The organism is Pseudomonas sp. B37(2017) (assembly GCF_002112885.1).
GTDB lineage: Bacteria > Pseudomonadota > Gammaproteobacteria > Pseudomonadales > Pseudomonadaceae > Aquipseudomonas > Aquipseudomonas paraglycinae.
In genome coordinates, this window is sequence record NZ_NEIX01000016.1 from 39,996 (window position 1) to 63,527 (window position 23,532).

Genomic DNA, 23,532 nt, shown 5'->3' on the forward strand with positions numbered 1-23,532 from the left:
CGTTACAGGACGATGCTCATGCCGTCATACGCCACTTCAACACTGCGCCGCACCAGTTCCGCGCGCTCCGGGGAGTCTTCGTCGAGAATCGGGTTGGTGTTGTTGATGTGGATAAGCACCTTGCGCTGCTCGGGAAGCTGCTCCAGCACTTCGAGCATGCCGCCGGGGCCGTTCTGGGCCAGGTGGCCCATTTCGCGGCCGGTGCGGGTGCCGACGCCACGGCGCTGCATTTCATCGTCGTCCCACATTGTCCCGTCCACCAGCACGCAGTCGCTGCCGGCCATGATTTCCAGCAGCGGCGCGTCGACCTTGCCCAGGCCTGGGGCATAGAACAGTTTGCCGCCGGTGCTGAGGTCTTCGACGATCAGGCCGATGTTGTCGCCCGGGTGCGGGTCGAAGCGGTGCGGCGAGTAGGGCGGTGCTGCGCTGCGCAACGGCAGCGGGGTGAAGCGCAGGTTCGGGCACGCAGCGACGGTGAAACTCTGGTCGAGTTCGATGCGGTTCCAGTCCAGCCCGCCGTTCCAGTGCTTGAGCATGGTGAACAGCGGGAAACCGGTGCTCAGGTCTTCGTGGACCATGTCCGTGCACCAGACTTGATGCGGGCAACCTTCGCGCAGGCTGAGCAGGCCGGTGGTGTGGTCGATCTGGCTGTCCATCAGGATGATCGCGCTAATGCCGGTATCACGCAGGGCGCGGCCCGGCTGCATCGGGGCGAAGCTCTGAAGCTGCGCGCGGATGTCCGGGGAGGCGTTGCACAGCACCCAGTTCACGCCGTCATCGGAAATCGCGATGGACGATTGGGTACGGGCCTGGGCATTCAGGCTGCCGTCGCGAAAACCGGCGCAATTGACGCAGTTGCAGTTCCACTGCGGAAAACCGCCACCGGCGGCCGAACCCAGAATCTGGACGAACATGAACGCTCCATCATTTCAACGCTGAAAATAAAACGCCCCGGCGAGCCGAGGCGTTGCACTGCAGTGTTCTGCTTGAGGCAGGACTCAGCGGCTGGCGAAGTACATGGTGACTTCGAAGCCGATGCGCAGGTCGGTGTAAGCAGGTTTGGTCCAAGCCATCGGGTGACTCCTTTTTCAGGTGGGTGAGATAGCGCTATCCATAGGTATAGTCCACGGCAGCACAGGGATGTTCCAAATAGTTAGGTGGCTATGTTACTCAAAATTTCGGTGGCTTTGCCCGTGAATCTTTGAGAAAGCTCCTTGCAGCCCCGGTAATGATCATTTTGCCGCTTGCCATGGCGCGCCCGGCGCAGGGCTGTTGGCCAGACCATGCCAGCCGCCTTCGGCGCGGATCAGACGTTGGGCAGCGGCCAGCAATGTCGGGCGATCCAGTTGAGCGATGGCGCTGCGCAATTGCACCAGATAATCCGACGAGTGGCCGGCGAGGCGGGCCTGCCACAGGAGTTCAGCCGCATCTTTGCCGGACAGGACGTTGTCATCGAACTGATCGGCAAGCGTCTGGCGTTGCTGAGTGAGGCTGGCAGCATCCAGCTGTTCGACAAGGGCTGGCAGGTCATCGAGAAACTGCTGAATGTGGTCGAGCAATTGCGCGGCGGTGGCCGTGGGCGATTGCACACCGAACAGCAATCCGGTCTGGCCGTGGAACTGGCGCAACCCGCTGAACACGGCATAGCCGAGTTGCAGTTCGACGCGCAGGCGTTGGTAGAACGGTGTCTGGCACAGGTGCGCGAGCAGGCGCCACGCGGCTTCGTCGTCGATTTCACGGCTGGCGGTCGGGCAGAGCAGCAGCAAGGCATGTTCGCTGGACGCGCTGTCGATCTGACTCCACCGGTATCCGGCGTTGATTGCCGACGGTGCGGGAATTTGATTGTCCGGGATGCCGGGGATGCGACTCAGGGCCAGACCCATGGCTGACTGGGTTTGCGGGCTTAACCCCAAAGCCAGACCGTCCCAGCGGGACGTTGTCCACAGGTGGGCGGCGTCATCGGATTCGCCGATGGCTGGCAGGCACTGTTCGGGCAGTATTTTGAGCAGTTGGCGGATCGGTATCAGCGACGGTTGTGGCTCGCCTTTTGCGGAATCGGCGCCTACTTGTGTCAGAGATTTCAGCGCGTGTTCCAGGACAACGGGCAGCGTGTCCTGCAGGCCAGTGAGTTTCAGCAGCCACTGATCAGCTGAGGCGCTGAAAGACAACTCGACCCCAGCCTGACGCGCGTCGTCGGAAACCTCCCGCAGACTGCGTTGCAGTTTCGCTTGCAGCTCGGTCGTGGCCGCCGCTTCCGTCTGCCAGCGCACATACACCGCACCTTCGTCACCGTTATCCGGCAGCGCCTGGCTGAATTGCATCGGCGAGCGTTCGCGGCGGCTGCGCGAGCGATCCTGAGCAAACGTGCGCAGGCCCCGGTGGGCGCTGGTCTGGCCGCGGATCAGGCCGGCGTTGGCCAGTGGCTCGGCTGCGCGCAGGAACGGATTGGCAGCGGGCAGATGCCAGTGACTGCTGAAGTTATCCACAGTGCCGATTTTGCCGAGAATCACTTTGAGCGCCGCAACGGCCGTTTCGGAGATTTCATTCTCGAGTTGTTCGCTGTCGAGTCGGGCCAACTGCAATGCACCGCTGACCTGCTGCTGCCGTTCAAGCAGCGTTGCATACTCCTGACGCAACGCCGGCCAGTCCTGCTGCGCTGCGAAGAAACTCAGCCAATCCAGACAATGCTCGCGAATGAGGTCGAGCGAACCGGAAGCTGAAGTGAACTGAAGATGCAGCAAGGCTTGCCCGCCGAACTGGTACTGCACGCTAGCTTGCAAGCCGTCAGCGAGCCCCTGCTGCCGCAAATGCGCGAGCAATCCACCGGGTTTGGCGCTGTTCAGCCAGTGACAGAGAAACGCCAGCGCCTCGGCCGACGACTCCGGCAAATCCTCCAACGCAAACAGCAGATTGCCGTGCCGCTCGCCGACCTGTTGATAACTTTCTTGTGCGTTGTCCATCAAGCGAACGGGGGCAGCCTGTGCAGTTTTATCCCCAGGCGTCAGCGTGGCGGCAAACTGTTCGGCCTGCGTGCGCAGTTCTTCAACACTCTGCGGCCCGAGCAGGCTCAAAGTCATCTGCCCGGTGCGGTAAAACTGCTGATGAAAGTCTTTCAACGCCTGCTGAAAATCCGCTTGCTCTAACGGCAGGCTGTCGCGGTTCCCGGCATGAAAGCCGCGCAACGGATGCGCTGCCGACAATCCCTCAAACAGCGCCTCTTTCTGCTGAGCCGCCGCATCCTGCGACCACGCGACAAACTCCGCCTGCAACACTTCCCGTTCCCGCAACTGATCGTCCGGATTCATACGCGGTCGGGCGAGCATGTCTGACAGACGCTCCAGCCCACCGCTGAAGGACGCTGGCGGCAACTCAAAGAAGAAATCGGTGGTGCGCTCACGGGTGCTGGCATTCACCTGACCGCCGTGACCTTGCACGTAGGCCATCAGCCCTTGCTGTGCAGGAAAACGCTCGGTGCCTAGGAACAGCAAATGCTCAAGGAAATGCGCCAACCCCGGCCACGCCAACGATACGTCATGACTGCCGGCAGCCACCCGCAACGCGGCGGCGCTGCGCTTCAGGCCGGGCACGTGACGCAGGGTCACGCGCAAGCCGTTGGCCAGGGTTTCTGTGTGGGGGCGGGGGTGAGTCGGCGCAGGCATGGGCACTTCCAGAACAGTGAAGTGCCAATGCTAGCGGATTAGCGCTTGTTGAGCGCGTCGTAAAGTTCCGGGCGGCGGTCGTTGAAGTAGCGGTTGGCGCTGCGCGAGTCGACCATCAACTGGCGATCCAGCTCACCGACGATCAAGGCTTCGTCCAGTCCGGCCTGGGCGATGCGGCTGCCATCCGGCGCGGCGATGCTGCTTTGCCCGCAGTAATGGATGTCGCCTTCGTGGCCACAATAGTTGGCGTACGCCACGTAGCACTGGTTTTCGAAGGCGCGGGAGCGCACGGAGACGTCGGCAATGAAATCGAAAGGAATCATGTTGGCTGTCGGCACCAGAATCAGCTCGGCACCTTCAAGGGCCAGGCGCCGGGCGTTTTCCGGGAACTCCAGGTCGTAGCAGATCAGGAAACCCAGCTTCCAGCCTTTGAGCTCGACGATGGGAAACTCGCCATCACCGGGGCTGAACATCGAACGGTCCAGATCGCCGAACAGATGCGTCTTGCGGTAATTGCACAGGCGCTCGCCGTTCGAATCGATCAACTGCACGGCGTTGTAGATCTGTCCTTCGGCGGTGCGCTCAGGGTAACCGTAGAGTATCGCCAGACCGGCAGCCTTGGCGATCCGTCCTACTTGCTGCGCCCACTCACCGTTGTAGACCTCGGCCAATGTCGCAACCGCCTCCTTGCCGATGTTGTAGCCGGTCAGGAACATCTCCGGCACCACCAGCAGGCCGGCGCCTTTGGCCTCCATCGCCAGTTGATGCAGGCGCTGAAGGTTGGCGGCGGGTTCCAGTGGCAACGGTGGACATTGGTAAAGGGCTACACGCATCAGGGATTCCTCTTACTCGGGCAGGGCGATCGGGCCGATGTCGTTGAACACATCACCCGGGCCGGGGTTCTCTGTATGAGTGGACCCGCCGAAGTGCTTCATGATTCCCCACACTGCGTTGAGCGAGGTCTGCACCGCGCCTTCAACCCACGCTGGCGTCCACGAAACGTCGTCGCCGGCGATGAAAATCCCGCGCTGCTCCGGCGGCATGTCGTCCTGCATGAAGTGCGCGTACATGCGCTGGTTGTAGCGATAGTGGCCGGGCAGGGCGCCCTTGAACGCGCCGAGAAAGTGCGGGTCGGCTTCCCAGGACACGGTGATCGGATCGCCGATGATCCGCGCGGCGATGTCGACTTTCGGGTAGATCTTCTTCAGCGCATCCAGCGCCAGTTTCACGCGTTTTTCCACCGGGTGCGGGAGCATCTTGAGCGCATCGCTCATCCACGAGTACGACAGGCAGATCACGCCGGGTTTGTCGTCGCCGTTGTCGAACAGGTAAGTACCACGGGTCAGGCGATCAGTGAGGGTCATGCTCATCAGGTCGCGGCCGGTTTCCGGGTCCTTGTCCTTCCAGAACGGGCGGTCGACCATCACGAAGGTTTTCGACGATTGCATGTAGCGAGTGCGGTCCAGCGCCATCCACATCTTCTGCGAGAACAGGCTTTCGTCGCATTCGATCTGCGTGGTCAGCAGCCAGCTCTGGCAGGTGGTCAGTACGGCGGCGTATTCGCGGGTGTCGCCGTTGTTGTCGGTGACCGCGAAACGTCCGTCGGGCGCGTGGGCAATTTTCTTCACCCCGGAACGTGGAGCGCCGTGGTGCAGCGATTTCAGGCTGGTGCCTTGCGGCCAGTGTACGCAGCGTTCCGGCGCATGACGCCAGATGCCTTGCGGCACTTGTTCCACGCCGCCGACCACCAGATGCTGGTGATCGTCGCAGTTGGTCATCACTACGCGGAAGATTTCCAGCATCGAGTTGGGGAAGTCCGAGTCCCAGCCACCGGTGCCGAAACCGACCTGGCCGAACACTTCGCGGTGATGGAACGACAATTTGGCGAAGGCTTTCGAGGTGGCGACAAAGTCGTAGAAGGTGCGGTCGTCCCACAGCGGAACCAGAGTGTTCCACAGCTCCTTGAGGTGTGGCACGTCACGGTCGCGAATCGCTTGCTGGATATCGGAGAACTGCGAACCGGCCTCCAGAGCGTCGGCCCAGGCGTCAGCCACTTCCTGGAACAGTGCAGGAAGATCCTTCAGGCTCTGTGCGTAATGGGTTTTGCCTTCCAGGTCGATCACGGTGCTGCCGGAGGCCGGCGTCAGCGGGTTGGGGAAGGGCTTGGTCTCCAGACCGAGTTTGTCGACGTAGTGATAGAACGCAGTGGAGGACACCGGGAAGCGCATGCCGCCTAGCTCGGCGACGATGCCGTCAGTGCCGTTGAACGCCTGGGAACGCAAACGGCCGCCGAGCTTCGAGGCTTCATAAACGACGGGTTTCAAGCCGAGTTTCATCAACTCATAAGCCGCCACCAGACCGGCGATACCGGCCCCGACGATCGCCACTTCGGCCCCGTGATTGTGCTCCGGAATGCTGCCCAGACCGGCCGGGTGTTCGATCCAGTCGTCAAAGGCGAAAGGAAAGTCCGGGCCGAAGATGGTGACTGGTTTCTTACCGTCTGCAGGATGGCGATTGTTCTTGTTCATGGCTGACCTTGCTGGCGACCCGACGCTGGATGCGCGTCTGAGTATAGGAAAAGATGCCAGCCATTCTAGGGAGCGTAGAACACGTTAATAAGACGCAATGTGTCGTCGTTTTGAGTGTAGGTGCTGCAATCTGACGATCTTGTTGGTCAGACTGGATGCCCGCGATCGATCTTGCTGCTGAGGATGATCGACGTCGTGGTCTTCTCTACACCGTCTACGCTGCCGATCTGATCCAGAAGCTGATCCAGCTGCTCCGGTGAATCGGTCCGTAACCACGCCACGTAATCAAATTCGCCACTCACCGCGCACAATTGCTGTACCTGAGCCATTGCGCTCAAGCGGCGCAACACCTCTTTGCCGGAGCGTGGCTGCACCTTGATCCCGACGTAAGCCTGCAATCCGCCGTCCACCACACGTTGGCCCAGACGCACACCATAGCCAGTAATGACTTTGGCCTTTTCGAGCCGCGCCAGTCGCGAAGTCACGGTCGTGCGGGCGATCCCCAATTGCCGGGCCAGCATCGCCACGCTCTCGCGGGCGTTGATTTGCAGGGCAGCGATCAGCTGACGGTCGATTTCATCGAGCACGGGTGGGCGGATGTCGGGCAAGGGCAGGCTCCAGCGGTACGGATCAATGGGGTCGCATGTTACAGGCTCGCCACGCGAGGCGCTTGTGAGCGCTGATTGAGCGGCGGGGGATCAGGCAGCCGCCGGATCGGGGGATTTTACTGAAACAAAAGAACAGACAAATGATTTGACTTGCCTGCTGCCTTTATCAAAAATGGCCTCAAGAGCGCGAAATCTGCTGCCTTGCAGGGCTTCAGCAGACGTAGGTACCTCAGCGATGCTGCAACATCGGTGTAAGGTGAGACCTCTTCATCCCATTTCCTGAGGATGCCAATATCAGGATTCAAATATTCAAGGGGAGCCAGCAGGCTCCCCTTTTTGTTTGTCCTGAAGAACGTATCTCTTGTAGAGAAGTTCGCCCTGGCGGTGCTTGTTCATCGCTCTTGCCGGGGCATGCATGAAGTTCCACAGGACGTGTCCGTGCCTGACATCTACCACGACGAGCATGTCATTTTTTGCCTCGTAGGCGTTGATGAAGGCCATGCGGTATCCGCCGTTGTCGTACAGCACTCTCCATATTTCAAACGGTCCCGTCAGCGTATCAATCGCATGCCGAACGTAGCGCTCTCGTGAGTCAGCGCGTTTTTCGACGATGTGGGCAAGTTTGTCCCTCATGACCGCAACGTTTCCGATCGGGGTGAGGATGGTGACTGCGAGCAACGCCTCATCGATGAATCCGAAGTGAGCCAGGAGAATTCTGAGGGCTCCTTGCGCATCGTCTGCCCTTTTCACTTCATCAATTGCGGCTGAGCGAAGCTCCCTGGCCAGCGTACGCAGGTCGGGCAAAGCTAAGTCGATCCATGTTTGTTGGCCACTGGATTCTTTTATCAGTGGCGCAGCATTCACGAGCATGAAAGTAATCCCTGGCGAACAGCGGCGCCCGGAGATTACTCGTTCGAAGAAAAGGCCAACAAGGCCGAAAACGGAGTGAAAACACAGCTTGGGAAATAACCTACAGACCTTGCGGTAGTCTTCCGAACGTTGCGCTTGTGAAGAACGTAAAACACCAAACGACAGGCGAAAAAAAGCCGCGCGAGTGCGCGGCTTTTTCATGTTTGGTGGGCCCACACGGACTTGAACCGTGGACCAAAGGATTATGAGTCCTCTGCTCTAACCAACTGAGCTATAGGCCCTCAGTAGGCCGCGGATTATAGCGACGGTTTCTCGGCTGTGCTATCCGAAAAATCTGATACGGCTATGCGAAGAAACGTCGCGGCAAATTCCTCGGGTGGGAGCGGCAGGCTGACGATGTAGCCCTGGATCTGTTCGCAGCCCTCAGCGGCGAGGAATTGTTGCTGGGCCTGGGTTTCCACGCCTTCGGCGATCACGGTGAATTGCATGCTGCGGCCCAGGGCAATGATGGCGCGCACGATTGCCGCGTCGTGCGGGTCATCGGGCAGGCCACGGACGAAAGACTGGTCGATCTTGAGAATGTCCAGCGGCAGGCGCTTGAGGTAACTCAGCGAGGAATAACCGGTGCCGAAGTCGTCGATGGCCAGTTGCACGCCCAGGTGTTTGAGCTGGTGCAGCACCGCCAGCGCTTCTTCGGCCTGGCTCATGATGAAGTTTTCGGTAATTTCCAGTTGCAGTAATTCCGGCCGCAGGCGGTTGTCCTTGAGCAGTTGCTCGATGCGTCCCAGCAGGTTCGGCTGGCGTAGTTGCGCGCCGGCGAGGTTGACCGACAGCGGGCCGAGGGACTCGTAGATCTGGCCCCACTCGAACATCTGCCGGCAGGCGGTCTCCAGCACCCAGTCGCCGATTTGCAGAATCATCCCGTTCTCTTCCGCCAGCGGGATGAAGTGCTCCGGCGGCACATCGCCGAAGTTCGGGTGGCGCCAGCGGATCAAGGCTTCGGCGCCGACCAGGCTGTGATCGTCGAGGCTGATTTTCGGTTGGTAATAGAGGTACAGCTCCTCGCGCTCGATGGCCCGGCGAAGTTCGTGCTCCAGCGCCACACGCTCGCTGGCCTGGGCGGTGAGATCGCGGGTGTAGCTTTCGACCCGGTTGCGGCCCTTGGCCTTGGAGCGGTACATCGCCGCGTCTGCGTTCTTGATCAGGGTCGCGACATCGCAGCCGTCGCGCGGGTAAAGGCTGGTGCCGATGCTGGCGCTGATGAAGAACTCATGCTCGCCAGCCTGGAATGGCGCGCCAAAGCAGTTCAGCAGTTTGGTGGCGATGTTGTCGGCATCGCCGGGTTGCTGCAGGCCGGGCAGCAGAATGATGAATTCGTCGCCACCCAGCCGCGCGACGGTGTCGATATCGCGTAATTGCTCCTTGAGGCGCACGGCGATGCCCTTGAGCAGCAAATCGCCGACCGGGTGACCGAGGCTGTCGTTGATGTGCTTGAAACGATCGAGGTCGAGGAACAGCACCGCGCCCTGGCCGCCGTTTTCCTGCTGACTGTTGAGTGCCATCAACAGGCGGCTTTCGAACAGCGTGCGGTTTGGCAGGCCGGTGAGCGGGTCGTGATGCGCCTGGTAGTCGAGTTTGGCCTGGGCGTGCTTGAGGCTGGAGATATCGGCGAACACCGCAACGAAGTGGGTGATGAACTTGTCGCGGTTGCGCACGGCGCTGATGGTCAGCCAGCTCGGGTACAGCTCGCCATTCTTGCGCCGGTTGGAGATTTCGCCCTGCCAGTGACCTTCGTCGGTCAATTGATGCCACATCGCCGCGTAAAACGCGCTGTCGTGCAGCCCGGAGGCCAGCAGGCGAGGGGTGTGACCCAGCGCTTCGCTTTCGCTGTAACCGGTGATTTCGGTGAAAGCCCGGTTCACGGCGCTGATGTGTTGCTGGGTGTCGGTGATCAGCACACCTTCGGCAGTGCTCTCGAACACGGTTGCAGCCTGTTGCAGCTTTTCCTGCATCAGGTGGCGTTCGGTGATGTCCCGGGCGATGGTCAGCATGCAGTCTTCGTCGCCGATCGGCAGTGGACGGCTGGACACCTCGCAGAGCCGGATCTGCCCGTCGCTGCGACGGATGTGGCAGCTGAAGTCGCGAACGAACCCGTCGCGGTGCAGCAGGTCGAGCATTTGCTTGCGTTCGTTGAGGTTGACCCAGATGCCCAGGTCCAGCGCCGAGCGATCCACCGACATGGCGCTGTTGAAACCGGTGATGCGACTGAAACCTTCGTTGACCTCCAGCAGCAAGCCATCGCTCTGGCGCGACAGCAGCAGACCGTCCGGCGAGGCGTGGAAGGCCTTGGCGAACTTCTCTTCGGAGGTTTGCAGTTGCTGTTGGGTTTCCTTGAGCTGGGTAATGTCGCGCACCACCACGACCAGTGCGGGCGTGGTGTCGAGCTCGAAGGGTTCGGCGGATATCAGCCCGGTAAACACCTGGCCATTGTTGCGGCGAAAGGGCATCTCCAGGTTGCGAATGCTGCCGGCTTGCAGCCGCTGAAGCAGGCCTGGGCCAACTCCGGGAATGCCCCAGATGTTGAGTTCGGTGGCAGTCTGGCCGATAACTTCTTCGGCTTTGAGCCCGATCTGTTCCTCAAAGGCTTCGTTCACCTCCAACAGGCAGCCGTCGGAGAGCCGGGCGATGACCAGGATGTCCGGGCATTGCTGGAATACCGAAGCGAATTTCTGTTCCGACAGGCGCAATGCCTCTTCGGTGCGCTTGGTTTCGCTGATGTCGATCATCAGGCCGCGCATCACCGGTTCGTGGCCATGTTCGATCAGGCTGACGATGTCACGCACCCACAAGCAACGGCCGTCAGCGGTGATTACGCGGTAATCGAGGCTGTGATCGCGCCCGGCCAGCACCTCGTGATCGCAAAAACTCTGGGCACGGGTCAGATCTGCCGGGTGAATGATGTTGCGCCAGAAGCCCGGAATCAGCCAATGGGACAGGGGATAACCGAGCAGATCTTCGGCGTGGGGCGACACATAGCTGTAGGTGAAATCGCTGATCCGCGCTTCCCAGGCGATGGCCGAAAGACTCTCCACCAGTCCGCGATAATGGTATTCGCTGCTGCGCAGCTCCTGTTCGAGGTCGATGCGCCGGGCGATTTCCGAACTCAGGCGCCGGTTGATGCGGATCACCACTGCCAGGACGATGACCAGGAGCGAGAGGCCCGGTAAACCGTAAATCAGCAGATCCGACCAGAATGTCCGGTGATCGAGAACGTTGCCGACCCAATGCTCCTGAATGCTGCTGATTTCTTCCGGGGACATGTCAGCCAACACCTTGTCCAGAATCCCCACCAGCATTTTGTTGTCCCGGGGGACGCCCATCGCCAGTTGGTAGCGGTAAGGGGTCTCGCCGCTGACGTATAAGCCGTCGAGCTTGAGCTGACGCAGGCTCCAGACACTGGAGGCCAGATCGCCGACCACCGCGTCGACTTCATCGGTGGCCAGGGCCTGCAACGCGGAGCTGACGTTGGGCATTGCCACCAGGTTCAGGTCAGGATGATGGGTGCGCAGCAGTTCATGGGGCGCGTAGTTTTCGACAACGGCGATTTTCAGGCCGTAAAGATCCTCGAGCTTGCGCGGTTGTGGGCCGCCGACGTGGGCGAGGATGACGATCGGAAAGTCGAGATAAGGGCGGGTGAACGACAAATAACTCTGGCGCTCCGGGGTGGACATGATGCCCGGAAGCAGGTCCAGCGTGCCGTTTTTCGCCTGTTCGAGCACGACGGTCCAGCTCACCGGCTCGATGGGGGTGAGTTTGATCGCCAGGCGTTGGCGAATCACATCGATATAGTCCGCTGCCAGGCCCTGATAGCGGTTCTGGTCGTCGCGGAACTCGAAGGGCGGCCACGACGCATCCACACCCAGGCGCAAGTCCGGGTGAGCCGCCAGCCAGCTACGTTCTTCATCGGTCAGAGTCAGCGCGTCAGCCGTTGCGGTCCAGATCATCAGTGACAGCAAAAAAAGCACGGACGCCAGTCTGGGCATAACGGTCTCGTTATGGCTCGGGGGAATGTTTCGAGTGTAGACGGGCTGTGCGCGGGGGGAGGGCGGAGCTGGGTATTTAATCTGCCATATAAACAAAACCCCCGGCCTGGGCCGGGGGTTCTGGTGTCACTCGTCGAGGAAGGAGCGCAGATGCTCGCTTCGCGTCGGGTGGCGCAGCTTGCGCAGCGCCTTGGCTTCGATCTGACGGATCCGCTCACGGGTCACGTCAAACTGTTTGCCGACTTCTTCGAGCGTATGGTCGGTGTTCATGTCGATACCGAAACGCATGCGCAGTACCTTGGCTTCACGGGCAGTAAGGCCGGACAGCACTTCGCGGGTCGCTTCTTTCAGGCTCTCAACAGTGGCGACATCGATTGGCGACTGCATGGTCGAGTCTTCGATGAAGTCACCCAGATGGGAGTCTTCGTCATCACCGATCGGGGTTTCCATGGAGATCGGCTCTTTGGCGATCTTCAATACCTTGCGGATCTTGTCCTCAGGCATTTCCATGCGTTCACCCAGCTCTTCCGGGGTCGGTTCGCGACCCATTTCCTGCAGCATCTGGCGGGAAATACGGTTGAGCTTGTTGATCGTCTCGATCATGTGCACCGGAATACGGATGGTGCGGGCCTGGTCGGCGATCGAGCGAGTGATCGCCTGACGGATCCACCAGGTGGCATAAGTCGAGAACTTGTAACCACGACGGTATTCGAACTTGTCCACCGCTTTCATCAGACCGATGTTGCCTTCCTGGATCAGATCGAGGAATTGCAGGCCGCGGTTGGTGTACTTCTTGGCGATGGAGATCACCAGACGCAAGTTCGCTTCAACCATCTCTTTCTTCGCGCGGCGGGCTTTCGCCTCACCGATCGACATGCGACGGTTGATGTCCTTGATCTCGGCGATGGTCAGGCCGGTCTCGGTTTCCAGCGCGGTCAGCTTCTGCTGGCAACGGATGATGTCCGGTTGCACGCGGGCAATGGCTTCGGCGTACTTGCTCTTGCCTTTGGCCAGGGCGTCGGACCAGCTTTCGTCGACTTCGTTGCCAGGGAACTGACGCAGGAAGTCAGCGCGTGGCATACGTGCATCACGTACGCACAGTTGCATGATCGCGCGCTCTTGCTGACGCAGACGATCCAGGGCACTGCGAACACGCTCGACCAGGGCTTCGAATTGCTTCGGCACCAGTTTGATCGGCATGAACAGCTCGGCCAGGGCCAACAGTTCGGCAATCGCCGCCTTGTTGTTGCGACCGTGCTTTTTCAGGGCCTTGCGGGTGATTTCCATCTGATCGGCCACGGCGCCGAAGCGCTGTGCGGCAATGACCGGATCCGGACCGCTTTCGGCTTCTTCTTCGTCATCGGAAGCTTCGGCGTCATCGTCCTCGGAATCGTCGTCCGCTTTCGCGGCTTTCGCGTCGATCGGTGGCGGGACTTCGGCGGCAGGCGGCGTGATGCCGTCGTCCGGGTCGATGTAACCGCTCAGAACGTCGGACAGGCGACCACCTTCGGTGGTGACGCGAGTGTACTCGGAGAGAATATGGTCAACCGTGCCAGGGAAGTGCGCGATGGCGCTCATCACTTCACGGATGCCTTCTTCGATACGCTTGGCGATTTCGATTTCGCCTTCACGAGTCAGAAGCTCGACCGTACCCATTTCACGCATGTACATGCGCACCGGGTCAGTGGTGCGACCGATATCGGTCTCCACCGCCGCCAACGCAGCGGCTGCTTCTTCCGCAGCGGCCTCGTCGGTATCGGCGTCGGCCAGCATAAGGGCGTCCGCATCCGGAGCACTCTCGTGTACGGGGATCCCCATGTCGTTAATCATGCGGATGATGTCTTCCACCTGCTCCGGATCTGAAATATCCTCGGGCAGGTGGTCGTTGACCTCGGCGTAAGTCAGATACTTCTGCTCACGACCCAGTTTGATCAACTCAATAATACGAGACTGCTGTTGCGCTTTTCCGGACATAACACCCTATCCACTGAAGGTCTTGGCGGGCAAAAAACAAGCCGAGGATTATACCTGAGCTATGACCTCACGCGCCAGTTGAGGTCGGGTTTGATGCGGAAACATTGCGACTTAAAAGGTCGCGCAGTTGATTTTTCTCTTCGGCGCTCAGTTCGCTTTGACGCGCTTTCCTGAGCAGTTGTTCCAGATTTCGCTCGCGTTGGCGGGCTGACAAGCTAGTAATGGTGTCGAAAAACTGTTGTTCAAGGTTGTCTCCGTCAATCAGCCATTCCTTTTCCGCCAGCGCCTTGAGCAAGCGGCCCTGTTCGGTTCCGTGCCATCGCGCGATCAACTGAAATGAGTTTAGCTTGGGATTCTTCTGTACGGCTTCGAGCAGTGCCACCAGCAGTTGTGCGTTGGTCTGGTTCTCGTCCGCGAAGTGCCCGGCATCCTCGACCTTTTCCGCCAGTTGCGGGTGATGCAGCAAGGTTCTCAGGGCGGCGAGGGTCGGTGGTTCGACGGCGGCCGGCACGCGTGGGGCACGGGGCTGGTCGCGATCACCGCCGCGCTTGCCATTCTTGTCCCACGGTTTCTTGTCCCATTTCTTGCCGCCGGCGCCGGATTTCTTCGGCGTCCATTCCTGCTGCGGCACATACATGTCCTGTGCCTGCGGCTGATGGTAGTCGCTGTAGTCCGGCATGGCGTCGTAATCGATGCCCGGGTCGTAGGCCGGCGGCGCTTCCTGCGGAGCGTTCTGGGCCAGCTGGCTGACGCTTTCGCTACTCAGGCCGGTGATCTCGGTCAGGCGCTGGCGCATCAGGATGCGCAGGTTGGCGCCGGGAACCTTGTCGATCAGCGGTGCTGCGAGCGTGGCCATGTGGGCCTTGCCCTCCAGCGAGCGCGGGTCGGCTTCTTCGGTCAGTTGCTGGAAGAAGTAGTCCGCCAGCGGCTGTGCGTGCTGATTGATCCGGGCGCGGAAGGCATCAGTGCCCTCGGCGCGAATCAGCGTATCCGGGTCTTCGCCTTCGGGCAGAAACAGGAAGCGTGCACGACGCCCGTCCTGCAGGCTGGAAAGCGTTGCTTCCAGCGCACGCCAGGCGGCGTTGCGACCGGCCTGGTCGCCGTCGAAGCAAAACAGTACGTTCGGCACGACGCGAAACAGGCGCTTGAGGTGTTCTTCGCTGGTCGCGGTGCCCAGTGTCGCGACGGCATTACGCAGGCCTTGCTGGGCGAGGGCGATGACGTCCATATAGCCCTCGACGACGATGATTTCGTCGAGGTTGCGATTGTTCTTGCGGGCTTCGTACAGGCCGTAGAGTTCCTGGCCTTTATGGAAGACCGGGGTTTCAGGCGAGTTCAGGTACTTTGGCTTGTCGTCGCCGAGCACTCGGCCACCGAATGCGATGATTCGTCCACGGGTGTCGCGAATCGGGAACATCACGCGATCGCGGAAGCGGTCATAGCGTTTGCCGGTTTCGGCGTTCTCGATCAGCAGGCCGGCGTCGATCATGGCTTTCTGCTGCAAGGTGTCGCTGCTCAAGTGTTTGAACAGGTTGTCCCAGCCCGGCGGTGCGAATCCGAGACCGAAGTCCCGGGCGATTTCGCCGGTCAGGCCGCGACCCTTGAGGTAATCCACCGCTGCCTTGCGTGCCGGGTGACTCTTGAGTGCCTGCCGGTAAAAGTCGGCAGCGGCGGTGAGCAGCGGGTACAGCGGTGAATCGGTCGGCTGGCGCGGTTTGTTCGAGCGGCCGCCTTCTTCACGCGGCACTTCCATGCCGGCGGCTTTGGCCAGATCTTCGACAGCCTGGGGGAAGTCCAGGTTGTCGTGATCCATGAGAAAGCCGAGGGCGTTGCCGCCGGCGCCGCAGCCAAAGCAGTAATAGAACTGCTTGTCGGGGCTGACGCTGAACGACGGGGTTTTCTCTTTGTGGAACGGGCAGCAGGCGGTGTAGTTTTTACCGGCCTTCTTCAATTGCACGCGCGAGCTGACCACATCGACGATGTCGGTGCGGTTCAGAAGGTCGTCAATGAAGCTCTGGGGAATCAGCCCGGCCATGGCGTTCTCGTCTGCGCTGTAATGGATCCGATGCGAAAGGCGGCCGGACGCGGGTCATTGAGTGATGCGCGCACGTGAGGCGGCTCGACCGGTGTCGTTTGCGTAATCGCTGTCGGGAAGTGTATCTGCCGAAAATCCACTGACGTTAGTACTCATCAGTTTTCGACTATTCGAAAATGTTGCGCTGAATCCGCTGACGGCCTGTAATCGGCCTCGGATAGCTCATGAAGCGGGCACGCAAGCAGGTGCCTTGGGCTGATCGTCGTAAGAGGAATCAGTGGGTGTGCTCGTCAGTAGCCTTGAAAGGCTCGTCAGAAAAGACGTGCACCGCTGGCAAAAGAGCCAGGCCTGACGCGGTGAAGCGGGTGTGTCTCGGTCGCATCTGCGGCTTCGACGGTGAAGCATCAAGCGTTTTACGCAAATGCCATTAGCCCGGCTGAGGGCCGGGCTTGGCAGAAGCTTGCTACGATCGTCTGTGTATTAGTACAGACGAACGGCGCGGCGCTGTTCGCGCTGAACTTTCTTGGCGTGACGCTTAACAGCAGCAGCTGCCTTGCGCTTACGCTCAGAAGTTGGCTTCTCGTAAAATTCGCGGCTACGAACTTCAGCCAGTACACCGGCTTTTTCGCAGGAGCGCTTGAAACGACGCAGAGCTACGTCGAAGGGTTCGTTCTCTTTAACTTTGACGGCTGGCATCCAGAGCTACCTTCATTCATTACCGGGGTCAACATCCTCGCGGCAAAAGAGCACTTGAAGACGTCGGTTTTTAAGGGTTGCGGATGTTAACCCCTCATCGCTCGGAATGCAAAGCCTCTGATCGAAAACCGCTGGTCGGGGCATCACGCGGCGACTATTATGCGCGCCTTCGAATTCAGCCTAAACAAGGCGCAAACCCATGCTAGTACTGGGATTAGAAACTTCCTGCGACGAAACCGGCGTCGCTTTGTACGACAGCGAACGCGGCCTGCTGGCCGACGCGCTGTTCAGTCAGATCGACCTGCACCGCGTCTATGGCGGCGTGGTACCGGAGCTGGCTTCGCGCGACCACGTCAAGCGCATGCTGCCCCTGATCCGTCAGGTGTTGGCCGAGGCCGACTGCGTGCCGACCGAGATCGATGCCATCGCCTACACCGCGGGTCCCGGCCTGGTCGGTGCTCTGCTGGTGGGGGCGTCCTGTGCTCAGGCGCTGGCGTTTGCCTGGGGCATTCCGGCCCTTGGCGTGCACCACATGGAAGGCCACTTGCTGGCGCCGATGCTGGAGCCAAAACCGCCGGAATTCCCGTTCGTCGCTTTGTTGGTCTCCGGTGGTCATACGCAGCTGGTTCAGGTCGATGGCATCGGCCAATACAGCCTGCTCGGCGAGACGCTGGACGATGCCGCGGGCGAAGCTTTCGACAAGACTGCAAAAATGATGGGCCTGAATTATCCGGGCGGACCGGAAATCGCCAAGCTGGCAGAGAAGGGCGTCGCAGGACGTTTCACCTTCCCGCGTCCGATGTGTGATCGCCCGGGCCTGGATTTCAGCTTCAGCGGCCTGAAGACCTTCGCTCTCAACACCTGGCAGCAGTGCGTCAGCGCCGGGGACGACAGCGAGCAAGCCCGTTGCGACATCGCGCTGGCGTTCCAGCAGGCCGTGGTGGAGACTTTGACCATCAAGTGCAAGCGTGCCCTCAAGCAGGCCGGCATGAAGCGTCTGGTGATCGCCGGCGGCGTCAGTGCCAACAAGGCGCTGCGTGTTTCGCTGGAGAAGATGCTCGGCGACATGAAGGGCGATGTGTTCTATGCCCGTCCCGAGTTTTGCACCGATAACGGCGCGATGATTGCGTTTGCCGGCTGCCAGCGTTTGCAGGCCGGTCAGCAGGAGAGTCTGGCGATCAGCGTGCAGGCGCGCTGGCCGATGGAGCAGTTGTCGGCGCTGTGATGAGCGGCGCTCACGTGCGGTATTTAAAAATGCCGTTCGCGCCCGGCGAACAGGTCGCGTAGATTGCCCCGGTGGCGCCAGACGATCAGCAGTGTCAGCGTGCTCATCGGCAACAGCGCCGCCGGTTCCTGCCAGGCCAGCAACGGCAGGGTCAGCGGAGTGGCGATCAGCGCCGCCAGCGAGCTGGTGCGGGTCAGGTAGAAGGTCAGCAGCCAGGCGCACACGGCCAGCAGCGCGGCGGGTGGATACAGCCCCAGCAGCATGCCGGCCGCCGTGGCAACGCCCTTGCCACCGCGAAAGCGGAAGTACAACGGGAACAGGTGACCGATCACGGCGCAGACGCCGATCCACGCCTGATCCTGCAGCGAAAGGCCCATTGCCGAAGCGATCAGCACCGGTAGCAGGCCTTTGCACAGATCACCCAGCAGGGTCAGGATCGCGAGTTTGCGTCCGGCCAGGCGCAGCATGTTGGTGGCGCCGGCATTACCCGAGCCACTCATTCGCGGATCCGGATTTCCGGTCAGGCGGCTGAGCAAAATGGCGAAGGACAGAGAGCCGAGCAGGTAGGCGAGGATCGCCAGTAACCAAAACATGCTAACTATTCCGGGCGAGGACGCCCTGATTCTAACGGCGCATTGCGCCCTTGTCGTGCAGCGGAGAAAAGTGCTTGGACAGAGTGTTTATCGAGGGCCTGGAAGTCGACACCGTGATCGGTGCCTACGACTGGGAGCGCGGCATCCGACAGTGCCTGCGTCTTGATTTGAGCTTCGCCTGGGACAATCGCCCGGCCGCGGCCGGTGACGATCTGACCCTGGCGCTCGATTACGCCAGTGTGTCCACAAGGATCCAGGCCTTTGCCGAGCAATCCCAGTATCAACTGGTCGAGACCTTCGCCGAGCGTCTGGTTGAAGTGCTGATGAATGAATTCAAGATCACCTGGGTGCGCCTGAAGCTGACCAAGCCAGGTGCCGTACCGGCCGCCAAGGGTGGTGTGGGTGTGGAGATCGAGCGCGGATGCCGCTGACCCAGGTCTATCTCGGGCTCGGTAGCAATATCGAGCGCGAAACCCATTTGCAGGCCGGTCTGGATGCCTTGTCCACGTTTCTGGTGGATATCCGCTGTTCGCCTGTGTTCGAAAGCCTGCCGGTGGGAATCAAGAGCGGGCCGTTCTTCAACTTCGTGGTGTCGGCGTTCACCGATCTGCCGTTGATCGAGCTGGATCGCCGCTTGAAGTTCATTGAAGCGGACAACGGTCGCTATGCGCCGGATCGCAAGGGCTTGCCGCTGGATATCGACGTGTTGCTGTACGGCGATCTGGCGGGCAACTTCGACGGGCTGATCCTGCCTCGTGCGGAAATCCTGAAAAATGCCTTTGTGCTGTGGCCGCTGTCGCTGATTGCGCCGGATCGGGTACATCCCGGTGTAGGAAAAAGCTTTGCCACATTGTGGGCCGAAGCGCAGATCGATCAAGTGCTGGCACCGGTCGGATTTGAGTGGCGCGGTACTCAGCTCACGCCTTCAGACCTGTCTTGAGCAGTTTGATCCGCCCTCGCAAGGGCGGATCAGGTGTTTTCAGGACGCCGCCGATTCCTTGTAAACCTTCAACGCCTTGAGCCGTTCGCGCTTGATTGCCTCGCCCAGTTCCGGGCCTTTGAATCCCTTCTCCAGCAACGGCTGCACTGCCACGCCACGTGCCACATTGGCCGCGCCGCGCAGGTAATCCGCCTGTGGATAACTGCGCTGCTCAAGTCCTTTGCGGCCTCGGGCATCCATCTCGCACGCGACGATGAATTCTTCGAAACGCTGCGGACGACGGTAAACGTCAAAGCTTTGCAGCAACTCCAGCAAGGTCGAAGCCTTCAGCTCCAGAGCGCGATGTCCGTGGGTGTGATATTGGCCGACCAGCAAGGCCAGCTCCTGACAGTCCTTCGGTGCCTTGAAGCGCTCGTTGACCGCTTTGATCAGCTTCAGGCCTTTGTGCTCATGGGCGATGTGCCTTGGCCATTCCTCCTTTGGAGTCAGGCCTTTGCCGAGGTCGTGCAGCAGGCAGGCCCAGCGCACGGTCAGCGGTTGCTTGTGCAGGGCTGACTGCTCAAGCACGCTCAGGGTGTGAATGCCGCTGTCGATTTCCGGGTGATGGGCTTCCGGCTGCGGCACGCCGAACAAGGCATCGACCTCCGGCATCAGCACCTTCAAGGCGCCGCAATCGCGCAGCACCTGAATGAAAACTTGAGGCTGATCTTCCATCAGCGCGCGGGAAATCTCCTTCCAGCTACGTTCGGCCGTAAGGGCTTCCAGTTCGCCCGATTCGCTGAGCTGACGCATCAGCTCCAGGGTCTCGGGCGCTACCTTGAAGCCAAGCTCCGCGTAACGGGCGGCAAAGCGCGCAACACGCAGAACCCTGAGCGGATCTTCGGCAAACGCGGGGGAAACGTGGCGTAGAATCCGCTCTTCGAGATCGCGCTGGCCGTGGTAGGGATCGGTCAGATTTTGCTGATCGTCTTCGGCCATGGCGTTGATCGTGAGGTCACGGCGGATCAGGTCTTCTTCAAGCGTGACCTCGGGGCTGGCGTGAAAGGTGAAACCGCCATAACCGCGACCGCTCTTGCGCTCGGTGCGGGCGAGGGCGTATTCCTCGCCGCTTTTCGGGTGAAGAAACACCGGGAAATCCGCGCCGACCGGGCGAAATCCCTTGGCGAGCATTTCTTCTGTGGTCGCGCCGACCACCACCCAATCGATATCGGTGACCGGTTTGCCCAGCAGGCGATCACGTACCGCACCGCCGACCTTGTAAATCTGCATAAAAAACCTCCGTTGGCCCGACAGGATAACCCTTGCGCCGGACTTTCGGAGGCCTGAACGGGATCAAAGATGAATGACGGCCAGGTCGAGTCGACCGTAATCCCCCTCACTGTGTTCGCTGCGGGGTGGAACATGATGGGTCTTCATGATCTGGTCGCCCTGCAGGGTTTCCAGGTGAATGTCGAAACCCCACAGCCGATGCAGGTGTTTCAGAACCTCCTCGGTGGAATCGCCCAGCGGTTTGCGGTCGTGTTGCTGGTGGCGCAGGGTCAGCGAGCGATCGCCGCGGCGGTCGATGCTGTAAATCTGCACGTTCGGTTCGCGATTGCCGAGGTTGTATTGCGCTGCGAGCGTTTCGCGAATGATCCGGTAGCCGCCCTCGTCATGGATCGCGGGCACCAGCAGATCGTCTTTCTGATCGTCATCGAGAATGCTGAACAGCTTAAGGTCGCGGATCACCTTGGGTGACAGGTACTGCAGGATGAAACTCTCATCCTTGAAGCTGCTCATGGCGAACTTGATGGTCGACAGCCAGTCGCTGCCGGCGATTTCCGGGAACCAGCGGCGGTCTTCTTCCGTGGGCTCTTCGCACATGCGGCGGATGTCGCGATACATCGCAAAACCCAGCGCGTACGGGTTGATGCCGTTGTAATAAGGGCTGTCGAACCCCGGCTGGAACACCACGCTGGTGTGGGACGTCAGGAACTCCATCATGAAGCCGTCCGTCACCAGGCCTTCGTCGTACAGGTCGTTCATCAGCGTGTAGTGCCAGAACGTCGCCCAGCCTTCGTTCATCACCTGGGTCTGGCGCTGTGGATAGAAATACTGGGCGATCTTGCGCACGATCCGCACGATCTCGCGTTGCCAGGGTTCCAGCAGCGGGGCGTGTTTCTCGATGAAATACAGGATGTTTTCCTGTGGTTCAGCCGGGAAGCGCGCGTTGTCCTTGTCGCTGTACTTGTCCGCGCCTTTGGGAATGGTGCGCCACAGATCGTTGATCTGTTTCTGCAGGTGTTCTTCGCGATCCTTCTGCCGGCGCCGCTCTTCCTCGGCGGAAATCGGATACGGACGTTTGTAACGGTCGACACCGTAGTTCATCAGGGCGTGGCAGGAATCGAGCAGATCCTCCACGGCATCAATCCCGTGGCGCTCCTCGCACTGCATGATGTACTGCTTGGCGAACACCAAGTAATCGATGATCGAACTGGCGTCGGTCCAGGTGCGGAACAGATAGTTGCCCTTGAAAAAGCTGTTGTGGCCGTAGCAGGCATGCGCGACCACCAGTGCCTGCATGCAGATGGTGTTTTCCTCCATCAGGTACGCGATGCACGGGTCCGAGTTGATCACGATCTCGTACGCCAGCCCCATCTGCCCGCGGCTGTAGGATTTCTCGGTGCTGAGGAAGTGCTTGCCGTAGGACCAATGGTGATAGCCCAGCGGCATGCCGACCGAAGCGTAGGCGTCCATCATCTGTTCGGCGGTGATCACTTCGATCTGGTTGGGGTAGGTGTCCAGGGCGTAGCCGGCCGCGATACGGGCGATTTCGCGGTCGTACGTCTGGATCAGCTCGAATGTCCATTCCGAGCCGGTGGAAATGGGTTGGCGCTTCTGCTCTTTGGCGGTCTTGGCAGTCATGTCACTAACCTGCGCTGGAAGAGTTCACGGAAGACCGGATAGATATCCCCGGCCGAGACCAGTTGTTGCTGGGCAAAAGTGTCGGAAAAGGCTTCGGCGATGCGCTCGTACTCGTACCACAAGGCCTGATGTTCGCGCGGGGTGATCTCCACGTAAGTGTAGTACTGCACAAAAGGCATGATCTGGTTGATCAGGATGTCGCGGCAGATCGGCGAGTCGTCGTTCCAGTTGTCGCCGTCGGAAGCCTGGGCGGCGTAGATGTTCCACTCGTTGCTCGGGTAGCGCTCGGCCATGATTTCCTGCATCAGTTTCAGGGCGCTGGAAACGATGGTGCCGCCGGTCTCGCGGGAATAGAAAAACTCCTCTTCGTCCACTTCGCGGGCGCTGGTGTGGTGGCGGATGAACACCACGTCGATCTTGTCGTAGTTGCGCTTGAGGAACAGGTACAACAGGATGAAGAAGCGCTTGGCGATGTCCTTGGTCGCCTGGGTCATGGAGCCGGAAACGTCCATCAGGCAGAACATCACGGCTTTCGAACTGGGGTTCGGTTGCTTGATCAGCAGGTTGTACTTGAGGTCGAAAGTATCGAGGAACGGCACCCGATGGATGCGCGCACTGAGCTTCTCGATTTCCGCTTCGAGATCCTGAATGTCGCCGAAGTTGTCGGGTTCTTCGCGTTTGAGTCGCGCCAGTTCCTCTTTGACCTCGCGCAGTTTGGCGCGGCTGCTGCCCGATAGCGCAATACGCCGAGCGTGGGCCGAGCGCAGGGTGCGGATGATGTTGATCCGCGACGGGTTGCCCTCGTTGCTGATTCCCGCACGCACAGTCTTGAAGGTGTCGGTGCCGGTCAGGTTGCGCTTGACCAGGTTGGGCAGTTCGAGATCCTCGAACATGAATTCGAGGAATTCTTCCTGGGTGATCTGGAAGACGAACTCGTCCATGCCTTCGCCGGAGTTGCCGGCCTTGCCCGGCCCACGGCCTCCGCCACCTCCCGGCGGACGGGCGATGTGTTCGCCTGCGGTGAATTCCTTGTTGCCGGGGTGAACCACGGTCTGCTTGCCGCCGCGACCATGGTGAAGCACCGGTTCGTCGATATCGCGACCGGGAATGCTGATCTGCTCGCCGTGCTCCATATCAGTAATGGAACGCCGGCTGACCGCCTCTTCGACAGCCTTCTTGATGTGGTCACGGTAACGCCGCAGGAAGCGCTGACGGTTCACCGTGCTCTTGTTCTTGCCATTGAGACGTCGGTCGATCACATAGCTCATGACTGCTCCTTAGAAGCTGTCCTGCAAAGGGGCGAGCGGTCATGCAGCATTGAACCGAATGCCAAGGGACGTACACGCTCCCCCAAGCGCTTTGGGTGCTGCCTGAACCTCGCTACCGCCTTTCGAACACCTTCCAGAGGCCTGTGTAGCAGAAAATGCGCGCACAGGCCTCGGGCTGACGACAACCGG

The 23,532-nt window shown here is 60.3% G+C and carries 18 protein-coding genes and 1 tRNA gene; 3 read left to right on the forward strand and 16 right to left on the reverse strand.

The window, feature by feature from the left end:
• Nucleotides 1-2: 2 nt before the first annotated feature.
• From pqqB to rpsU, 12 genes are all read right to left on the reverse strand, one after another.
• Nucleotides 3-914 carry a pyrroloquinoline quinone biosynthesis protein PqqB gene (gene pqqB / locus CAF90_RS27025; RefSeq protein WP_085609084.1) on the reverse strand — a complete coding sequence of 304 codons (912 nt, stop codon included), beginning with the start codon at nucleotides 912-914 and terminating at the stop codon, nucleotides 3-5.
• 84 nt (nucleotides 915-998) lie between these two features.
• On the reverse strand, nucleotides 999-1,073 hold the full coding sequence (gene pqqA, locus CAF90_RS27030) for a pyrroloquinoline quinone precursor peptide PqqA (RefSeq protein ID WP_003444522.1): 75 nt from the start codon (nucleotides 1,071-1,073) through the stop codon (nucleotides 999-1,001).
• A gap of 159 nt (nucleotides 1,074-1,232) precedes the next feature.
• Complete coding sequence (pqqF, locus tag CAF90_RS27035; RefSeq protein ID WP_085609085.1) at nucleotides 1,233-3,659, reverse strand: pyrroloquinoline quinone biosynthesis protein PqqF; 2,427 nt, start codon at nucleotides 3,657-3,659, stop codon at nucleotides 1,233-1,235.
• Between the two features lie 38 nt (nucleotides 3,660-3,697).
• Nucleotides 3,698-4,492 carry a carbon-nitrogen hydrolase family protein gene (locus CAF90_RS27040; RefSeq protein WP_085609086.1) on the reverse strand — a complete coding sequence of 265 codons (795 nt, stop codon included), beginning with the start codon at nucleotides 4,490-4,492 and terminating at the stop codon, nucleotides 3,698-3,700.
• Between the two features lie 12 nt (nucleotides 4,493-4,504).
• On the reverse strand, nucleotides 4,505-6,187 hold the full coding sequence (locus CAF90_RS27045; RefSeq protein WP_085609087.1) for an NAD(P)/FAD-dependent oxidoreductase: 1,683 nt from the start codon (nucleotides 6,185-6,187) through the stop codon (nucleotides 4,505-4,507).
• A gap of 146 nt (nucleotides 6,188-6,333) precedes the next feature.
• Complete coding sequence (locus CAF90_RS27050; protein ID WP_007959884.1) at nucleotides 6,334-6,795, reverse strand: Lrp/AsnC family transcriptional regulator; 462 nt, start codon at nucleotides 6,793-6,795, stop codon at nucleotides 6,334-6,336.
• A gap of 309 nt (nucleotides 6,796-7,104) precedes the next feature.
• On the reverse strand, nucleotides 7,105-7,866 hold the full coding sequence (locus CAF90_RS27055; RefSeq protein WP_256578533.1) for a PBECR2 nuclease fold domain-containing protein: 762 nt from the start codon (nucleotides 7,864-7,866) through the stop codon (nucleotides 7,105-7,107).
• Nucleotides 7,867-7,869: 3 nt separating this feature from the next.
• Nucleotides 7,870-7,946 (reverse strand) — tRNA-Ile (locus CAF90_RS27060).
• A gap of 15 nt (nucleotides 7,947-7,961) precedes the next feature.
• Nucleotides 7,962-11,708, reverse strand: a complete 3,747-nt coding sequence (locus CAF90_RS27065; RefSeq protein WP_007959886.1) for a bifunctional diguanylate cyclase/phosphodiesterase — start codon at nucleotides 11,706-11,708, stop codon at nucleotides 7,962-7,964.
• Between the two features lie 126 nt (nucleotides 11,709-11,834).
• Nucleotides 11,835-13,682 carry an RNA polymerase sigma factor RpoD gene (gene rpoD / locus CAF90_RS27070; RefSeq protein ID WP_007959889.1) on the reverse strand — a complete coding sequence of 616 codons (1,848 nt, stop codon included), beginning with the start codon at nucleotides 13,680-13,682 and terminating at the stop codon, nucleotides 11,835-11,837.
• A 67-nt stretch (nucleotides 13,683-13,749) separates the two neighbouring features.
• Entirely contained in the window at nucleotides 13,750-15,717 is a 1,968-nt protein-coding gene (dnaG, locus tag CAF90_RS27075; protein WP_085609089.1) for a DNA primase, read from the reverse strand.
• A 480-nt stretch (nucleotides 15,718-16,197) separates the two neighbouring features.
• Nucleotides 16,198-16,413, reverse strand: coding sequence for a 30S ribosomal protein S21 (gene rpsU / locus CAF90_RS27080; protein WP_002551877.1), 216 nt, complete (start codon nucleotides 16,411-16,413; stop codon nucleotides 16,198-16,200).
• A gap of 199 nt (nucleotides 16,414-16,612) precedes the next feature.
• Between rpsU and tsaD the strand changes: the two genes are divergently transcribed.
• Complete coding sequence (gene tsaD, locus CAF90_RS27085; RefSeq protein WP_039768071.1) at nucleotides 16,613-17,638, forward strand: tRNA (adenosine(37)-N6)-threonylcarbamoyltransferase complex transferase subunit TsaD; 1,026 nt, start codon at nucleotides 16,613-16,615, stop codon at nucleotides 17,636-17,638.
• 23 nt (nucleotides 17,639-17,661) lie between these two features.
• On the opposite strand, the gene plsY is transcribed toward tsaD, so the two are convergent.
• Complete coding sequence (plsY, locus tag CAF90_RS27090) at nucleotides 17,662-18,231, reverse strand: glycerol-3-phosphate 1-O-acyltransferase PlsY (protein ID WP_007959895.1); 570 nt, start codon at nucleotides 18,229-18,231, stop codon at nucleotides 17,662-17,664.
• A 74-nt stretch (nucleotides 18,232-18,305) separates the two neighbouring features.
• Here plsY and folB point away from each other — a divergent pair, with 74 nt between their 5' ends.
• Together folB and folK are read left to right on the forward strand one after the other, a co-directional pair.
• Nucleotides 18,306-18,662: a dihydroneopterin aldolase gene (gene folB, locus CAF90_RS27095; RefSeq protein WP_011336216.1), complete on the forward strand. Its 357-nt coding sequence runs from the start codon at nucleotides 18,306-18,308 to the stop codon at nucleotides 18,660-18,662.
• Nucleotides 18,653-19,171 carry a 2-amino-4-hydroxy-6-hydroxymethyldihydropteridine diphosphokinase gene (gene folK / locus CAF90_RS27100; RefSeq protein ID WP_085609090.1) on the forward strand — a complete coding sequence of 173 codons (519 nt, stop codon included), beginning with the start codon at nucleotides 18,653-18,655 and terminating at the stop codon, nucleotides 19,169-19,171. The genes folB and folK overlap by 10 nt, the downstream gene beginning before the upstream one ends.
• Nucleotides 19,172-19,210: 39 nt before the next feature.
• On the opposite strand, the gene CAF90_RS27105 is transcribed toward folK, so the two are convergent.
• The 3 genes from CAF90_RS27105 to CAF90_RS27115 all read right to left on the reverse strand — a co-directional run bounded on the left by CAF90_RS27105 (nucleotide 19,211) and on the right by CAF90_RS27115 (nucleotide 23,343).
• Complete coding sequence (locus CAF90_RS27105; protein WP_085609091.1) at nucleotides 19,211-20,440, reverse strand: multifunctional CCA addition/repair protein; 1,230 nt, start codon at nucleotides 20,438-20,440, stop codon at nucleotides 19,211-19,213.
• A gap of 63 nt (nucleotides 20,441-20,503) precedes the next feature.
• On the reverse strand, nucleotides 20,504-22,075 hold the full coding sequence (locus CAF90_RS27110; RefSeq protein WP_007959904.1) for a SpoVR family protein: 1,572 nt from the start codon (nucleotides 22,073-22,075) through the stop codon (nucleotides 20,504-20,506).
• The gene (locus tag CAF90_RS27115; RefSeq protein ID WP_007959907.1) at nucleotides 22,072-23,343 is read right to left on the reverse strand and encodes a YeaH/YhbH family protein; all 1,272 of its coding nucleotides are present in this window, start codon (nucleotides 23,341-23,343) and stop codon (nucleotides 22,072-22,074) included. The genes CAF90_RS27110 and CAF90_RS27115 overlap by 4 nt, the downstream gene beginning before the upstream one ends.
• Nucleotides 23,344-23,532 lie beyond the last annotated feature (189 nt).

Bases quoted from the DNA above. Each gene is read 5' to 3' on its own strand.
- plsY (WP_007959895.1), bottom strand. From the start codon at position 18,231: ATGTTTTGGTTACTGGCGATCCTCGCCTACCTGCTCGGCTCTCTGTCC.
- CAF90_RS27045 (WP_085609087.1), bottom strand. From the start codon at position 6,187: ATGAACAAGAACAATCGCCATCCTGCAGACGGTAAGAAACCAGTCACC.
- CAF90_RS27115 (WP_007959907.1), bottom strand. From the start codon at position 23,343: ATGAGCTATGTGATCGACCGACGTCTCAATGGCAAGAACAAGAGCACG.
- CAF90_RS27105 (WP_085609091.1), bottom strand. From the start codon at position 20,440: ATGCAGATTTACAAGGTCGGCGGTGCGGTACGTGATCGCCTGCTGGGC.
- dnaG (WP_085609089.1), bottom strand. From the start codon at position 15,717: ATGGCCGGGCTGATTCCCCAGAGCTTCATTGACGACCTTCTGAACCGC.
- CAF90_RS27055 (WP_256578533.1), bottom strand. From the start codon at position 7,866: ATGAAAAAGCCGCGCACTCGCGCGGCTTTTTTTCGCCTGTCGTTTGGT.
- folK (WP_085609090.1), top strand. From the start codon at position 18,653: ATGCCGCTGACCCAGGTCTATCTCGGGCTCGGTAGCAATATCGAGCGC.
- CAF90_RS27110 (WP_007959904.1), bottom strand. From the start codon at position 22,075: ATGACTGCCAAGACCGCCAAAGAGCAGAAGCGCCAACCCATTTCCACC.
- rpsU (WP_002551877.1), bottom strand. From the start codon at position 16,413: ATGCCAGCCGTCAAAGTTAAAGAGAACGAACCCTTCGACGTAGCTCTG.
- CAF90_RS27065 (WP_007959886.1), bottom strand. From the start codon at position 11,708: ATGCCCAGACTGGCGTCCGTGCTTTTTTTGCTGTCACTGATGATCTGG.
- CAF90_RS27040 (WP_085609086.1), bottom strand. From the start codon at position 4,492: ATGCGTGTAGCCCTTTACCAATGTCCACCGTTGCCACTGGAACCCGCC.
- pqqB (WP_085609084.1), bottom strand. From the start codon at position 914: ATGTTCGTCCAGATTCTGGGTTCGGCCGCCGGTGGCGGTTTTCCGCAG.
- tsaD (WP_039768071.1), top strand. From the start codon at position 16,613: ATGCTAGTACTGGGATTAGAAACTTCCTGCGACGAAACCGGCGTCGCT.
- rpoD (WP_007959889.1), bottom strand. From the start codon at position 13,682: ATGTCCGGAAAAGCGCAACAGCAGTCTCGTATTATTGAGTTGATCAAA.
- pqqF (WP_085609085.1), bottom strand. From the start codon at position 3,659: ATGCCTGCGCCGACTCACCCCCGCCCCCACACAGAAACCCTGGCCAAC.